This is a genomic window from Arenibacter sp. F20364, from assembly GCF_023015905.1.
Taxonomy (GTDB): domain Bacteria; phylum Bacteroidota; class Bacteroidia; order Flavobacteriales; family Flavobacteriaceae; genus Arenibacter.
The window spans coordinates 158,956-173,976 of the sequence record NZ_JALKBD010000005.1 but is presented as its reverse complement, the minus strand read 5'-3'; the positions used below and the strand labels follow the sequence as shown (position 1 = coordinate 173,976).

Genomic DNA, 15,021 nt, shown 5'->3' with positions numbered 1-15,021 from the left:
ACTTTAGAATGCGAAAGGCCATATTCCTTGTTTTTATCCCAATTATTATTTTTTGCAGTTGTGATCGCAGCGATAAATTGGCCGATGAGGTCGGTAAAATAAAAGTAGATTTAAAGGTTTACAGGTTTGATAGGGAATTTGCGGAAGCAAAACCTTTGGATATTCCTGTATTGAAAAAAAAGTATCCCTATCTTTTTCCCGCCAATTATCCGGATAGTATTTGGCTTGCCAAATTACAGGATACCCTACAAATGGAAATTATGCAGGAGGTAGGAAAAACTTTCCCCGGTTTTGAGAGTGAAAAAGAAGATTTTGAGTGGTTGTTTAAGTATATAAAGTATTACTTTCCTAATTACAGATTACCAAAGGTGGTTACGGTGACCTCTGAAGTGGACTACAATAATAGAATAATTCTAACGGATAGCTTGCTACTAGTTGGTCTTGATAACTATTTAGGGCACTCCCATAAATTCTATCAAGGTATTTCCAAGTATATCGCAAACGACTTGGATAAACAATATTTGACCCGCGATGTGGCCAGTGCATTTGCTAAAGCCGTTGTGGCGCCGCCACGTGATCGCACTTTTTTATCGCAACTTGTTTATTATGGCAAGGAGCTGTATTTAATGGAAAGGCTTATGCCTCAAAAAAGCGAAGCTGTAACTATAGGCTACGCCCCGGATGAATTGGAGTGGGCTGAAGCCAACGAAGAACAGGTTTGGCGTTATTTTATTGAACGCGAATTATTGTATAGTACCAATAGTAAATTGGGGCCAAGATTTTTGGATCCAGCTCCCTTCTCCAAGTTTGAATTGGAATTGGACAACGAGTCGCCTGGTAAAATAGGGCGATATATAGGTTGGCAAATAGTCAAGGCCTTCATGGATAATAACACGATTACTTTACAGGAAATGTTGACCATGCCCGAAGAAGAACTTTTCAAAAGGTCAGGGTATAAACCAAGAAAGCTGTAAAATTTGAATAAATTAAAAACAAAGTAATGGCAAAACTACATACATCTGAAATTACGTTAAGGGTTGGATTGGACGAAAATAGGGTTCCTGAAGAGCTGTCCTGGTCCGCACAAGATGGGGGTATTGATAATGAAAAGGCCAAGGCAATGTTATTGTCCGTATGGGACAGTAAGAATCAAGAATCCTTGAAGATTGATCTATGGACAAAAGATATGCCGGTAGATGAAATGAAAGTATTTTTTCATCAAACCCTAGTTTCCTTGTCCGATACTTTTATGAAGGCTACCCAAGATGAAAAAATGACGGCTACTATGAAGGATTTTTGCGATTATTTTGCGGAAAAACTGGAGTTAAAAAAATAGCTTTTTATAAACTTTTTTCTGTCCTTGGGTTCCCTCCTGTTGTTCCGTTAAGTTTTTTTGTGTTTGCCGACTAAATCGGTAACGTTAATTCGTAATTTTTATAATGGGGAACATTAAGGCCGAAAAACTTGTTTTTGTGTATAATGCCAATTCTGGTATGGGCAACGCTCTGTTAGATAGCGTTCATAAAACATTGAGCCCTAGTACTTACGATTGCAATCTGTGTGCAATAACCTTTGGTGTTTTTTCTGAAAATAAAAAATGGAAGGTATTTAGGCAGAATGCTGGTTTGGAAATGGAGTTTCTTCACAAAGACGAGTTTGAAATACGGTATCCCAGCGAACGGGAAAATAAGCAATCCCTTCCAAAGGTCTTCATTTTAAAGAAAGGTCAACTTCAGGAGTTTCTACTTAGGGAAGAAATAAATGACATGAAAAGTCAAGAAGATCTAATTTTGGCCGTTCAGGCAAGGTTATCCTAGATCAAATTTGTGGTAAACAAAATGTTACTTTAGGTTAATGCCTTGAAGAAATTGGTGTTTAATTCATCAATAAAGCTTAGTAATTCTTCTTGGCCCATACCGTTGGTAGAGGAGGTGACAAAATAATTGGGAGCCTCTTCCCAAACTCCTTCCAATAATTCCTTGATATAGGCATTGACATGGTTTTCTATGGCTTTTGGTTTAAGTTTATCCGCTTTGGTGAAAATCATGCAAAATGGAATCTGGTTTTCTCCCATCCATTCCAAGAATTCCATATCCACTTTTTGGGGTTCATGTCTAATATCTATCAGAACAAATGCACATACCAATTGCCGACGCTCAATAAAGTAGTCGGTAATATATTTTTGAAAGGTTTTTTTGTCTTTTTTGGATACGCGGGCATAGCCATAGCCGGGTAAATCCACCAAAAACCAATTTTCGTTTATTTTAAAGTGATTTATTAGTTGTGTCTTGCCTGGTCTGCCAGATGTTTTGGCCAAACTTTTTCTTTGGGTAAGCATATTGATCAAGGAAGACTTGCCTACATTGGAGCGACCTATAAAGGCATATTCGGGCAAATGGTCCTTGGGGCAATTTGCGACGTTGGAATTGCTCATAACAAAGTCGGCCGACTTAATTTTCATTTGTTCGCTTTTAGGGTTATGGGTCTTAACTGTCGCTTAAAATTTTCTTTTTTCCAGCCAAGCGTCAAGTACGGTGTTGAATTCCAAAGGGTGCTCCATCATTGGGGCATGCCCGCACTTGTCTATCCAGAATAAATCGGAATCTGGTAGAAGTGAATGGAATTCCTCTGCTACATTGGGGGGCGTAACACTATCGTTCTTTCCCCATATAATGCAGGTGGGTGTCAACATATGTGGCAGATCTTTGGACATGTTGTGTCTAATGGCACTTTTTGCGATGGCCAATGTTTTTACCAATTTAATGCGGTCATTAACCGTTGCAAAAACTTCATCCACAATTTCCTTGGTGGCTACTTCCGGATCATAGAATACGTCCTGCGCCTTTTTCTTAATAAACTCGTAATCACCACGCTTGGGATAACCATCCCCCATGGCACTTTCGTAGAGTCCAGAGCTGCCGGTGATTACCAGAGCCTTAACCATTTTAGGGTATAATTTTGTATGTAGCAGCCCAATGTGTCCGCCCAATGAATTGCCCAAAAGGATTACATCTTTTAGCCCTTTGTGCTCTATAAAACGTTCCAGAAAATTGGCAAAATTCTTTACATTGGTCTTTAGCAAGGGCATGTCGTAAATAGGAAGCTCGGGAACCAATACTTTATAGCCCTTTGGGGGAAAATGATTCATTACCCCATGGAAATTGCTCAACCCACCCATGAGACCGTGCAATATTATAATAGGTGTTCCTTCACCCATTTCAATATATCGGTATTTTCCCTCTTTAATTATCTTTTTTTCCATTAAGGATAGCTTCTGATCTTAGTTGGCAAATATAGGCATTTCATTATTATGCAAGTATAGACAAGTTTTTGGAACGGTGATATTTAATGATAAATTTTTGTTATAAGAATTTTTGAGGCATGGGCTCTGTGGAGTTTTTAGGGGATAATTGTGGTGTCGTTTGTCGATAAAGTAGTCAATTTATTAACAAAGTGGTATTTTGTGGTAAATTGTGGTAATAATTTCTATATATTTGAGTTATTAAATTAAAAACCAGCTACTTTAAGTGATTAATTTCATTGGAACATATGATTGTAAGGCCGATTCTAAGGGAAGGGTAATGCTTCCTGTGGCGCTTAAAAATCAAATGTCTCCCGTAATAAATGAAGGTTTTGTGGTTAAACGTTCTGTTTTTCAACCCTGTTTGGAACTGTATCCTATGGCGGAGTGGAATCTGTTGATGCAGAAAATGAACAAAAAGAACCGATTCAAGAAAAAGAACAACGATTTCATAAGAAGATTTTCTGCAGGAGTAAAGGTGGTGGAAATAGATGCTACCGGTAGGTTGTTGATTCCAAAAAATTTGGTGGATGTGGCAGGGATTACTAAAGAGGTGGTGTTGAGTTCGGCAATTAACATTGTTGAAATTTGGGATAAGGACAGCTATGAAAAGGTTTTGGAGGAAACGGCCGAGGACTTTGCAAGTTTGGCCGAGGAAGTAATGGGAGATGACGACGATGACTTATCATAATCCGGTATTGCTGACAGAGTCTGTTGAGGGGCTCAATATAAAACCCGATGGGGTTTATGTGGACGTAACATTTGGTGGCGGAGGACATTCAAGGGAGATATTGAAAAGGCTGGGAGAGAATGGAAGGCTGTTGGCGTTTGATCAGGACGAGGATGCTTTGCCCAATGCTATTGATGATGGGCGATTTCAGTTGATAAATGAAAACTTTAGGTATATAAAACAATTTTTGAAGTTCTATGGCATAAGGAAGGTGGACGGGATTTTGGCCGATTTTGGAGTTTCATCCCATCAATTCGATCAGGCCGAGAGGGGGTTTTCTACCCGTTTTGATGCGGATCTGGATATGAGAATGAGCAAAAAGAATCAGATTTCAGCCTTTGATGTGGTAAATGTGTACGACTATGATGAGTTGAGGAGGGTGCTTTTTCAATATGGTGACCTGAGGAACGCGAATGCCATGGCAAAAACCATTGTAGAGCAGCGGGAAAACGCACCAATAAAAACAACCGATCAGTTGAAGGAGGTTTTGGCTCAGTATCTTCCAAAACATAGGGAGCATAAGATTTTGGCTCAGATCTACCAGGCGATAAGGATAGAAGTGAACCAAGAAATACAAGTGATAAAGGAGTTTTTGTTGCAGGTGCCGGAATTGTTGAATGATGGAGGTAGGCTTAGTGTTATAAGTTATCATTCCTTGGAAGATAGACTGGTCAAAAGGTTTATTAGGGCTGGCCAATTTGAAGGGGAGCCGGAAAAGGATTTTTACGGGAACATAGAAGTTCCTATGAAAAAGGTTGGAGGTTTGGTGGTCCCTTCCAAGGAGGAAATAAAGTTGAACAATAGGGCAAGAAGTGCCAAGCTCAGGATAGCGGAGCGGGTTTAAGATTAAAATACGCAAATATTGGATTGTCCTTAGTAGCGTCCATAGTGGTGCAAGAGCATAATATAATAAGGTATAAGTAGGTCAATTTTAAGGAATGAGAAAAGGGATATTGGACATATTAAAAGGAAAGTTTTTGGTGAGCGGAGGTGCTCCCAAAAACTGGATGTTTATCATTTATGTTTCTTTTTTGGCAACTGTAATGATCGCCAGTTCCCATAGTGCAGATGGAAAAGTGCATAGAATTGCCGCCCTTGATGAGCAGGTTAAGGAATTGAGAAGTGAGTTTGTAGACGTGCGCTCCGATATGCAGGAGTTAAAGTTGGAATCCACTGTTTTGAGAATTCTGGAGCAGGATGGTTTGTTTCCGTCCGAAACTCCCCCAAAAAAAATAAAAGTAAAAACCGAAACCGAAGAATAGTGCCTGTAACGGAAAAAAACATATTGACCAGATTATATATTGTGGCGGGATTTTTATTTCTGTTCGCAATTGCCGTTTTGGTAAAATTGGTGAGCATACAGATGGTGGAAGGCGAGAAGTATCGGAAACTAGCCATGGATCGCACGGAGAAAATGTTCACTATTGCCCCCAAGAGAGGCAACCTATATTCGGATGACGGTAGTTTGCTGGCAACCTCGGTTTCGAGGTATGCCATACGATTTGATGCTGAAACGGTTGGAAAAAAGGATTTTGAGGAAAACGTAAAGCCTTTGTCCGATGCCCTGGCAAAATTGTTTGGCAAGACCACATCCCATTATCAGCAAATCTTGAGAAAGGCGAAGGCAAATAAGAATCGATATGCTTTGATAGCAAGAAATTTGGATTACTCGGATTATATCGCCGTAAAACAGTTTCCGCTTTTTAATAAGGGTCCGTATAAGGGAGGTTTGATTATAGAGCAAAAAATTGTTCGTGAGCACCCCTTGGGCAAGATTGCGGAGCGGAGTGTGGGCTATGAAAGGGTAGATGAAGAAGGATACCGCACCAGGGTTGGATTGGAAGGGGCGTTCGGACAATATTTAAGGGGTGTAGAAGGTAAGAGGTTGAAACAGAAAATAGCCAAAGGACAATGGAAGCCTATTGGCTGGGATAATATTGTGGAGCCCAAGGATGGCTATGATGTGGTTTCCACTATCGATATCAACATACAGGACATTGCGCATCATGCTTTATTGGGGCAATTGGAGAAATATAATGCGGAACACGGTTGTGTAATTGTAATGGAAACCAAGACCGGAGAGGTCAAGGCCATATCCAATTTGGGAAGGACTAGCGAGGGTAAATATTATGAGCGACTAAATTATGCCATTGGGGAGTCCCATGAGCCAGGATCAACTTTTAAGCTGATGTCTATGGTGGTAGCCTTGGAGGACAAGGTAATAGATACCAACACGGTTATTGATACGGAAAAAGGTACGTTCAAGGTCTACAACAGAACGGTTAGGGACTCCAAGTATGGTGGATATGGCAAAATATCCGCTGCCAAGGCATTTGAGGTGTCCTCCAATACGGCTTTTGCCAAAATCATCAATAACAATTACAAGGACAATCCTGAAAAATTTGTGAACCGCTTAATGAACATGAACCTTCATAGGGAATTGGGAATGCCGATAAATGGGGAGGGCACTCCTGTAATCCGTTATCCAGGGGACAAAGGTTGGTCAGGGGTTTCCTTAGCCTGGATGTCCCATGGATATGAGGTAGCTCTTACTCCTCTGCAAACCCTTACTTTTTACAATGCTATTGCCAATAACGGGGAGATGTTGAAGCCTAGGCTGATAAAAGCGGTAAAGGAGTGGGATAAGACTATTTTGAAATTTGATAAGGAGGTCATTAATCCGTCTATCTGTTCCAAGGAAACAGTGCGTAAGGTACAGCAGCTGTTGAAAGATGTTGTAGAGAAAAAGCACGGTACCGGACATGGGCTTTATTCTCCCAATTTTTCGATGGCGGGAAAAACCGGAACCACTCAAAAGAACTATGTTTCAAAAGATCCAGAGGTGATGAAATACATTTCCACTTTTGCTGGTTACTTTCCTGCGGACGACCCCAAATATTCCTGTATCGTGGTTATTCATGAACCGGACAAAAGCGTAGGGTACTATGGTGCCGATGTATCAGGGCCTGTTTTTAAATCGGTTGCCCAAAAAATATATGCTAGTTCTCCCCTGGTCGATGAAGTGGATGTTAATGATGCAGAGACTAAAAAATTGGATGAGGATTTTCAGAGATACTTTGCGGCTTCCAATAAAAAATACAATGAAGTGCCCAATGTTGAGGGTATGAGCGGCATGGATGCGGTATCGATCCTAGAAAATTTAGGGATTGAAGTAGAGGTTAAAGGGAATGGAAAGGTTAAGAAGCAATCAATTGCTAAAGGAACAGATCTAAAAAAAGTAAACAAAATCGTATTGGTGCTATCATGAAGACGCTAAAGGACATATTGTATGGTGTTGGTCTTACTGCTGTAAGTGGATCTACTTCCGTAATGGTCAACCAAATATGTTTCGATTCCAGAAAAGTTGGAATGGACGATGTTTTTGTGGCTATTAAAGGTCTTCTTGCAGATGGGCATCAGTTTGTTGATAAGGCCATTGCTTCAGGAGCAAAAGCTGTAGTCTGCGAAGAACTGCCCAAGCAGTTGGATAACGGTATCACCTATGTGGAGGTGGATAATGGCAATAAGGCTTTGGCTATTATGGCGTCCAATTTTTACGATAATCCCTCCAAAAACTTAAGATTGGTAGGGGTTACTGGGACTAACGGAAAGACCACGGTAAGTAGTTTGCTTTATCAATTGTTTAAAAAAGCTGGTTTCAAGGTGGGACTTATATCCACCATAAAGATAATGGTGGATAGTAAGGAATATCCTACTACCCATACCACTCCGGATGCTTTAGCGATCAATAAGCACTTGCGATTAATGAACGATGCCGGTGTTGAGTATTGCTTTATGGAGGTCAGTTCCCATGGTATACATCAAAAAAGAACGGAAGGATTGGTATTTGAAGGTGCTATTTTTACCAATCTGTCACATGACCATTTGGATTATCACAAAACTTTTGCAGAGTATAGGGATACTAAGAAGATCTTGTTCGATCAGTTATCCAAAAAGGCCTTCGCGCTTACCAATGTAGACGATAAAAACGGATTGGTAATGTTGCAGAATACTGGGGCAAGAAAGTATACCTATGCCCTTAAATCCTATGCCAACTATAGGGCTCAAATACTGGAAAATCAGTTTAATGGTCAATTGTTGAAGATCGATGACAACGAGGTTTGGTCCAAATTGATCGGGGATTTTAATGCCTACAATATGTTGGCTATTTATGCTACTGCGGATTTATTAGGATTGGAAAAACTTGAAATTCTTCGTCTCATCAGCGAATTGGAAAATGTAGATGGAAGGTTTCAGCATTATATATCAAAAGAAAAAATAACTGCTATTGTTGATTATGCCCATACACCGGATGCCTTGAAAAATGTACTTGATACTATCAATACATTGAGGACTGGAAATGAAAATGTCATCACCGTCGTGGGGTGTGGTGGTGACAGAGATAAGTCTAAGCGTCCGGTTATGGGTCATATCGCAACAGCATTAAGTAACAAAGTGATTTTCACTTCGGACAACCCTAGATCGGAGTCGCCCACAGTTATTATAGAGGAGATGGAAGCTGGTGTGGAAGCGCAAAATGCAAATAAAACATTATCGATCGTCAACCGCAAGCAGGCTATTAAGACGGCATGCCAATTGGCCGTTGCACATGATATTATTTTGGTAGCTGGTAAAGGTCACGAGACCTATCAGGAAACCAATGGTGTAAGGGAAGATTTTGATGATTATAAAATGGTGAAGGAGTTGTTGGCCGACTTAAATAAATAGAACATAAGTTGTCCATATTAAAGTGAATATCAAAAAACAATAAACCTAGGAATGCTATACTATTTGTTCGAATATTTGGAAAAACACTATCAACTGCCAGGGGCGGGGCTTTTCCAATTTATAACGTTTAGGGCGGCAATGGCGGTAATGCTTTCCCTATTATTGGCCACGGTCTATGGGAAAAGGATCATTAATTTTTTGCGAAATAAGCAAATTGGGGAAACTGTTAGGGATCTTGGCCTTGAAGGCCAAAAACAAAAAGCAGGTACCCCGACTATGGGCGGATTGATTATTATTATGTCCACCTTGATTCCCGTTTTGTTATTTGCGCGTTTCTTGGATAATATTTATGTGATCCTTTTGATCGTTACTACCATCTGGATGGGGATTATAGGTTTTGTGGATGATTATATAAAAATTTTCAAAAAGGACAAACAGGGGTTAAAGGGTAGGTTCAAGGTAATGGGCCAGGTGGTTTTGGGGCTTATGGTGGGTGCCACCTTATATTTTCACCCAGAGGTGACCATGAAGGAACATTCCAGAACGGAGATTACCCAGGATTATACGGTGCAGCAAGTACCTGGTAAGGAAATTAAGTCTACCATGACCACCTTGCCATTTATAAAAAATAACGAGTTGGATTACGCTCGCTTCATTACCTGGATGGGAGATGGGATGGAGGAATATGCGTGGTTGGTGTTCATTCCCATTATCATAATTATTGTGACCGCAGTATCCAACGGCGCAAATTTAACGGATGGTATAGACGGATTGGCGGCAGGGACTTCGGCAATAATCGTATTTACACTTGGCATTTTCACCCTAGTTTCCGGTAACATAATTTTCTCGGATTATTTGGACATCATGTTTATTCCCAGAGTAGGTGAATTGGTGGTGTTTATTGCGGCATTTGTAGGGGCGCTGGTCGGATTTTTATGGTATAATGCCTATCCTGCAACAGTATTTATGGGGGATACCGGTAGTCTGACCATTGGAGGGATCATTGCTGTAATTGCCATCATTATTCGAAAAGAATTGTTGATCCCTGTTCTATGTGGAATTTTCTTTGCAGAGTCTATTTCCGTGATGCTGCAGGTGGGTTATTTCAAATACACCAAAAAGAGATTTGGTGAGGGCAAAAGGATTTTTCTAATGGCACCGTTGCACCACCATTATCAGAAAAGGGGATATCACGAAAGTAAGATTGTAACTAGATTTTGGGTTGTAGGAATTCTGTTGGCAGTGATTACCATTGTAACCTTAAAGGTGCGTTAGAATGAGGCGTTTGGTTGTGTTGGGAGGTGGAGAGAGTGGCGTTGGAACCGCTATTTTAGGTAAAAAGGAAGGTTTTGAAGTTTTTGTCTCCGATAAGGGGATTGTTAAAGAGGAATATAGAAAGGTTCTTGAACATTTTGAGATTGATTGGGAAGAAGAGCAACATACGGAGGAGAAGATTTTGAATGCAGATTTGGTCATGAAAAGTCCTGGTATCCCTGATACGGTTCCTTTGGTGTTAAAGCTTAAGGAGGCAGGGGTTCCTATTGTGTCCGAGATCGAGTTTGCTTCACGGTTTACCAAGGCAACGATTATAGGAATTACCGGCAGCAATGGAAAGACTACCACCACTATGCTTACGAACCACATATTAAAAGAAGATGGGTTGAATGTGGGAATGGCCGGGAATATTGGTGATAGTTACGCTAAAATGGTTGCGGAAAAGAACTTTGATTACTATGTGTTGGAGATAAGTAGTTTTCAATTGGACGGGATAGTGGATTTTAGGCCACATATTGCCATCCTTACCAATATTACTCCAGATCATTTGGATAGATATGAATACAAATTTGAAAACTATATAGCGTCAAAATTTAGAATTGCAAAAAACCAGACTAAGGAGGATTATTTAATATATGATGCGGATGATGATGTGATAGTCGAGTGGTTGGGAAAAAACCCGGTCCAATCAAGATTATTGCCTTTTTCAATCAATAAAAAATTGGATGAAGGGGCATATTTAGAGAATGATAAAATAATTATTAAGACACATAATAACACTATTGAGATGAGTACAGATGCTTTGGCTTTGGAAGGAAAACACAATTTAAAGAATACCATGGCGGCCACTACGGCGGCTAAACTAATTAGCATTAGAAAGGAGACTATACGCAGAAGTATAGAAAATTTTCAGGGAGCGGAGCATAGATTGGAAAAAGTACTTAAAATACATCATGTACAGTATATCAACGATTCTAAGGCTACCAATGTGAATGCGACCTATTACGCCCTGGATAGCATGAAAACACCAACGGTGTGGATTGTAGGGGGAGTGGATAAAGGGAATGATTACAAGGAGCTGATGCCTTTGGTGCGTGAGAAAGTAAAGGCCATTATATGTTTGGGAACGGATAATTCCAAAATAAAGGACGCTTTTGGCAATGTAGTAGACCTAATTGTGGAAACCTTTGCTATGAATGAGGCTGTTAAGGTGGCCTATAAGATAGCCGAACGGGGAGATACTGTATTGCTGTCGCCTGCATGTGCCAGTTTTGACTTGTTCAAGAATTATGAAGATAGGGGAAATCAGTTTAAGGAAGCAATAAAAAAATTATAAACGGTGTTAGGATTTTTAAACAAAATTAATGGAGATAAAGCTATTTGGGCAGTGGTTGCCCTTTTGGCCTTGTTTTCGTTTTTACCTGTTTATAGTGCCAGTAGTAATCTAGTGTACGTGGTAGGCAATGGAACTACCATTGGCTATCTTGTGAAGCATGCAATTCTTTTGCTTATGGGGTTTGGCATTATTTACGGGGTACACCGTATTCCGACCCATTTCTTTAAAGGACTGTCCTTGATTGCAATGCCGGTGGTATTGCTTTTGTTGCTCTATACGCTTGCCCAAGGGCAGGTCATAGATGGGGCCAATGCCAGTAGATGGATCCGTATACCTATTGTAGGTTTTACTTTTCAGACGTCCAACTTGGCGGCGGTAGTGCTAATGATCTATGTGGCTAGATATCTAACAAAAATAAAGGATAGGACAATAACCTTTAAGGAGAGTATTGTGCCTTTATGGTTGCCGGTCTTTTTGGTGATAATATTAATTCTGCCTGCGAATTTTTCCACTGCGGGAATTCTGTTTTCAATGGTATTGTTGCTTTGTTTTATTGGAGGATATCCCTTTAAATATTTGCTTGGGATTGTTGGGGCCGGAATATTGGGGCTTACGATGTTTATATTAACGGCCAAGGCTGTTCCGGATCTATTTCCTAATAGAGTGGATACTTGGATGAGCAGGATTGAAAGCTTTTCCAATCCAGAGGATACAGAGGCCGATTATCAAATAGAAAAGGCAAAAATTGCGATTGCAACCGGAGGGATAGTGGGTAATGGAGCTGGTAAAAGTGTAATGAAGAACTTTTTGCCACAAAGTTCCTCAGATTTTATTTACGCCATTATTGTGGAGGAATATGGACTGTTGGGAGGCTTTGTGCTGATGTTCTTTTATTTACTGCTGCTTTTTAGGATCGTTGTAGTGGCGAATAGTAATGGAACCGTTTTTGGAAAGCTTTTGGTTTTGGGAGTGGGGTTGCCTATAGTGTTTCAGGCATTTATCAATATGGCGGTAGCAGTGGAATTGTTTCCTGTTACAGGGCAGACCTTGCCTTTGATCAGTAGTGGGGGAACCTCTAGTTGGATGACTTGTTTGGCCATTGGTATCATTCTTAGTGCCAGTAATAAGCATACCCAATTGGAGCAGGAGGAACTGGATGAGACTAATCCTTTAGAGATTTTAAGTGGGCAGTTATAGATTTATATTATCAGGGGGAGGCACTGGCGGACATATTTATCCAGCTATTGCCATTGCAAATGAGTTGAAGGTGAGGTATCCCGATGCTGAGTTTTTGTTCGTGGGGGCAAAAGACAGGATGGAAATGGAAAAGGTGCCCCAAGCAGGGTACAACATAGAAGGTTTGTGGATAAGTGGATTACAAAGGAAGCTTACCTTGAAAAACTTAATGTTTCCTTTTAAAGTAATAAGTAGTTTGATGAAAGCGGCAAACATAGTAAGGAAGTTTAAACCACATGCGGTTGTGGGTACTGGCGGTTTTGCCAGTGGTCCCCTATTAAAAGTGGCCTCTGGAAAGGGGATTCCTTGTGTGTTGCAGGAGCAGAATTCCTATGCTGGAATTACCAATAAATTATTGGCTGGCAAAGTGGCCAAAATATGTGTGGCCTACGATGGAATGGAGAAATTTTTTCCACAGGATAAGCTTGTAAAGACGGGTAACCCGGTACGTGGGGATTTGGTTTCATTGAGAAGCGATAAAGGGGATGCCTTGAGTTTCTTTGGGTTGCAACCAAGTAAAACCACACTCTTGGTTTTAGGGGGTAGCCTGGGGGCAAGACGGGTAAATAAACTGATTGAACAGAGTTTGCCTTTTTTTAAGGCCCAAGGAATTCAAATCGTTTGGCAAAGCGGCAAGCTTTATTATGAGGAGTACAAGAAATATGAAAGTGGGGATGTAAAAGTGGTGGCATTTTTAAATAGAATGGACTTGGCCTATATGGCCGCCGATATTATTATTTCCAGGGCGGGAGCAGGATCTGTATCGGAATTGTGCATAGTTGGCAAACCCGTGATTTTTATACCCTCTCCCAATGTAGCGGAGGACCATCAGACAAAAAATGCCATGGCTCTTGTGGAAAAGGATGCAGCCGTCATGATCAAAGAAGTGGATTTGGATGATAAGTTTGAAACTGTGTTTTCCGATTTGCTATCAACAAAAAGCGCAAGCGAAAAGTTGGGAGCCAATATCAAGAAATTGGCCATGCCCAATGCAACGAGGGAAATTGTAAATGAAATAGAAAAATTATTAGTGCAACAATAAGAAAATGGGCATAAAAGATATACATAACGTCTACTTTATAGGTATAGGAGGTATTGGTATGTCTGCCCTTGCGAGATATTTTAAATTTATAGGTAAGAATGTTGCGGGCTATGATAAGACCGAAACACCGCTTACAAAGGATATGGTGGATTTGGGTGTAGAAGTGCACTATAAGGATGATTTGGAATTGGTATCTAAGACGTACTTGGATCCTAACAATACCCTAGTGGTATATACTCCGGCGGTACCTAATGACCATGGGGAGTATAATTATTTCATGGATCATGGTTTTCAGGTGAGAAAGCGCTCTGAAGTATTGGGGTTGATCACAAAGGATACTTTTTGTTTCGCGGTTGCCGGCACCCATGGCAAGACGACCACTTCGTGTATTCTGGCTCATTTATTGAAGGAGACTGGTACTCCCATTACGGCATTTTTAGGAGGGATTTCGGAAGATTTCAACAGTAATTTTTTATTGGAAGGTTCGGAATATTCTGTGGTAGAGGCGGATGAATTTGACCGCTCCTTTCTTCGTTTGTCACCTGATGTGGCCTGCATTACTTCCATGGACGCGGATCATTTGGATATCTATGGGAATAGTGAGGAGCTTCAAAAGTCGTTTAAGGATTTTGCAAATCGCATAAAGCCGAATGGTAAGTTGTATGTGCGCAATGGTTTGCCTTTGGAGGGGATAACCTATGGGATTGAGGACGGTTCCGATTATTGTATTAGGAATATTAAAATAGATCACGGGTCCTATATTTTTGATTTGGATTCTCCCGAAGCCAATCTCAAATCCGTTAGGTTCAATAAGCCAGGTAGGCATAATTTGCTGAACGGTTTGGTGGCTTATGCCATGGCCATTCAGGCAGGTTCATCGCCAAACGGCTTGGCAGATGCCTTGGCCTCGTTCAAAGGAGTTCAGAGACGATTTTCCTATCAGATCAAGAATTCCAGTTTTGTGTTTATCGATGATTACGCGCATCATCCTACAGAGATTGATGCGGCATTCCAAGCAGTATCGGAAATGCATCCCGGTAAAAAAATAATGGCGGTTTTTCAGCCACATTTATTTTCCAGAACGAGGGATTTTGTCGATGAATTCGCTAGAAGTTTGTCCAATTTTCCCAGTTTGTTGTTGTTGGATATATATCCGGCTAGGGAAAAGCCCATTGAAGGGGTTACCTCTCAATGGTTGTTGGATAAAATTACAAGCCCATGGAAAAAATTAATAGAAAAGTCAGAGTTGATTTCAGAAATAAATGCCTTTAGCCCCGAAGTTTTAATAACTTTTGGAGCGGGAGATATTGGATTGGAAGTACCAAAAATTAAAAAGGAACTAAATATTGTCCATAAAAAACTATAAAATTAAA

15 protein-coding genes are annotated in these 15,021 nt (G+C 40.5%); 13 read left to right on the top strand and 2 right to left on the bottom strand.

Annotated elements, in window-relative coordinates; translation table 11 throughout:
* Positions 1-8 precede the first annotated feature (8 nt).
* The 3 genes from gldB (at position 9) to MWU84_RS05880 (ending at position 1,817) form a co-directional block, all read left to right on the top strand.
* Positions 9-974: a gliding motility lipoprotein GldB gene (gene gldB / locus MWU84_RS05890; protein ID WP_246899377.1), complete on the top strand. Its 966-nt coding sequence runs from the start codon at positions 9-11 to the stop codon at positions 972-974.
* Between the two features lie 26 nt (positions 975-1,000).
* Positions 1,001-1,336 carry a gliding motility protein GldC gene (gene gldC / locus MWU84_RS05885; RefSeq protein WP_072865182.1) on the top strand — a complete coding sequence of 112 codons (336 nt, stop codon included), beginning with the start codon at positions 1,001-1,003 and terminating at the stop codon, positions 1,334-1,336.
* 103 nt (positions 1,337-1,439) lie between these two features.
* Complete coding sequence (locus MWU84_RS05880; protein ID WP_246899376.1) at positions 1,440-1,817, top strand: GTPase; 378 nt, start codon at positions 1,440-1,442, stop codon at positions 1,815-1,817.
* A 29-nt stretch (positions 1,818-1,846) separates the two neighbouring features.
* On the opposite strand, the gene yihA is transcribed toward MWU84_RS05880, so the two are convergent.
* Positions 1,847-2,461, bottom strand: a complete 615-nt coding sequence (gene yihA / locus MWU84_RS05875; RefSeq protein WP_246899375.1) for a ribosome biogenesis GTP-binding protein YihA/YsxC — start codon at positions 2,459-2,461, stop codon at positions 1,847-1,849.
* 36 nt (positions 2,462-2,497) lie between these two features.
* Entirely contained in the window at positions 2,498-3,262 is a 765-nt protein-coding gene (locus MWU84_RS05870) for an alpha/beta hydrolase (protein ID WP_246899374.1), read from the bottom strand.
* Between the two features lie 265 nt (positions 3,263-3,527).
* Here MWU84_RS05870 and mraZ point away from each other — a divergent pair, with 265 nt between their 5' ends.
* The 10 genes from mraZ (at position 3,528) to murC (ending at position 15,014) form a co-directional block, all read left to right on the top strand.
* Positions 3,528-3,992: a division/cell wall cluster transcriptional repressor MraZ gene (mraZ, locus tag MWU84_RS05865; RefSeq protein WP_246899373.1), complete on the top strand. Its 465-nt coding sequence runs from the start codon at positions 3,528-3,530 to the stop codon at positions 3,990-3,992.
* Positions 3,979-4,875, top strand: a complete 897-nt coding sequence (gene rsmH / locus MWU84_RS05860; RefSeq protein WP_246899526.1) for a 16S rRNA (cytosine(1402)-N(4))-methyltransferase RsmH — start codon at positions 3,979-3,981, stop codon at positions 4,873-4,875. The genes mraZ and rsmH overlap by 14 nt, the downstream gene beginning before the upstream one ends.
* A gap of 94 nt (positions 4,876-4,969) precedes the next feature.
* Positions 4,970-5,293, top strand: coding sequence for an FtsL-like putative cell division protein (locus MWU84_RS05855; protein ID WP_246899370.1), 324 nt, complete (start codon positions 4,970-4,972; stop codon positions 5,291-5,293).
* Positions 5,293-7,299, top strand: coding sequence for a penicillin-binding protein (locus tag MWU84_RS05850; RefSeq protein WP_246899367.1), 2,007 nt, complete (start codon positions 5,293-5,295; stop codon positions 7,297-7,299). Before MWU84_RS05855 ends, MWU84_RS05850 begins: the two co-directional genes overlap by 1 nt.
* Positions 7,296-8,759, top strand: coding sequence for a UDP-N-acetylmuramoyl-L-alanyl-D-glutamate--2,6-diaminopimelate ligase (locus MWU84_RS05845; RefSeq protein ID WP_246899365.1), 1,464 nt, complete (start codon positions 7,296-7,298; stop codon positions 8,757-8,759). Before MWU84_RS05850 ends, MWU84_RS05845 begins: the two co-directional genes overlap by 4 nt.
* A gap of 51 nt (positions 8,760-8,810) precedes the next feature.
* Positions 8,811-10,034, top strand: a complete 1,224-nt coding sequence (gene mraY, locus MWU84_RS05840) for a phospho-N-acetylmuramoyl-pentapeptide-transferase (RefSeq protein ID WP_246899362.1) — start codon at positions 8,811-8,813, stop codon at positions 10,032-10,034.
* A gap of 1 nt (position 10,035) precedes the next feature.
* Positions 10,036-11,370 (top strand): UDP-N-acetylmuramoyl-L-alanine--D-glutamate ligase, encoded by a 1,335-nt coding sequence (murD, locus tag MWU84_RS05835; RefSeq protein ID WP_246899359.1) that lies wholly within the window; start codon positions 10,036-10,038, stop codon positions 11,368-11,370.
* Positions 11,371-11,373: 3 nt separating this feature from the next.
* Positions 11,374-12,567, top strand: coding sequence for an FtsW/RodA/SpoVE family cell cycle protein (locus MWU84_RS05830; protein ID WP_246899357.1), 1,194 nt, complete (start codon positions 11,374-11,376; stop codon positions 12,565-12,567).
* Entirely contained in the window at positions 12,554-13,648 is a 1,095-nt protein-coding gene (murG, locus tag MWU84_RS05825; protein ID WP_246899355.1) for an undecaprenyldiphospho-muramoylpentapeptide beta-N-acetylglucosaminyltransferase, read from the top strand. Before MWU84_RS05830 ends, murG begins: the two co-directional genes overlap by 14 nt.
* 4 nt (positions 13,649-13,652) lie before the next feature.
* A complete protein-coding gene (gene murC, locus MWU84_RS05820; RefSeq protein ID WP_246899352.1) occupies positions 13,653-15,014 on the top strand; it encodes a UDP-N-acetylmuramate--L-alanine ligase in 1,362 nt (453 codons plus the stop codon).
* Positions 15,015-15,021: the final 7 nt, after the last annotated feature.

Coding starts and splice junctions, on each gene's coding strand:
- gldB (WP_246899377.1), top strand. CDS start 9: ATGCGAAAGGCCATATTCCTTGTTTTTATCCCAATTATTATTTTTTGC.
- gldC (WP_072865182.1), top strand. CDS start 1,001: ATGGCAAAACTACATACATCTGAAATTACGTTAAGGGTTGGATTGGAC.
- MWU84_RS05880 (WP_246899376.1), top strand. CDS start 1,440: ATGGGGAACATTAAGGCCGAAAAACTTGTTTTTGTGTATAATGCCAAT.
- yihA (WP_246899375.1), bottom strand. CDS start 2,461: ATGAAAATTAAGTCGGCCGACTTTGTTATGAGCAATTCCAACGTCGCA.
- MWU84_RS05870 (WP_246899374.1), bottom strand. CDS start 3,262: ATGGAAAAAAAGATAATTAAAGAGGGAAAATACCGATATATTGAAATG.
- rsmH (WP_246899526.1), top strand. CDS start 3,979: ATGACTTATCATAATCCGGTATTGCTGACAGAGTCTGTTGAGGGGCTC.
- MWU84_RS05855 (WP_246899370.1), top strand. CDS start 4,970: ATGAGAAAAGGGATATTGGACATATTAAAAGGAAAGTTTTTGGTGAGC.
- MWU84_RS05845 (WP_246899365.1), top strand. CDS start 7,296: ATGAAGACGCTAAAGGACATATTGTATGGTGTTGGTCTTACTGCTGTA.
- mraY (WP_246899362.1), top strand. CDS start 8,811: ATGCTATACTATTTGTTCGAATATTTGGAAAAACACTATCAACTGCCA.
- murD (WP_246899359.1), top strand. CDS start 10,036: ATGAGGCGTTTGGTTGTGTTGGGAGGTGGAGAGAGTGGCGTTGGAACC.
- murC (WP_246899352.1), top strand. CDS start 13,653: ATGGGCATAAAAGATATACATAACGTCTACTTTATAGGTATAGGAGGT.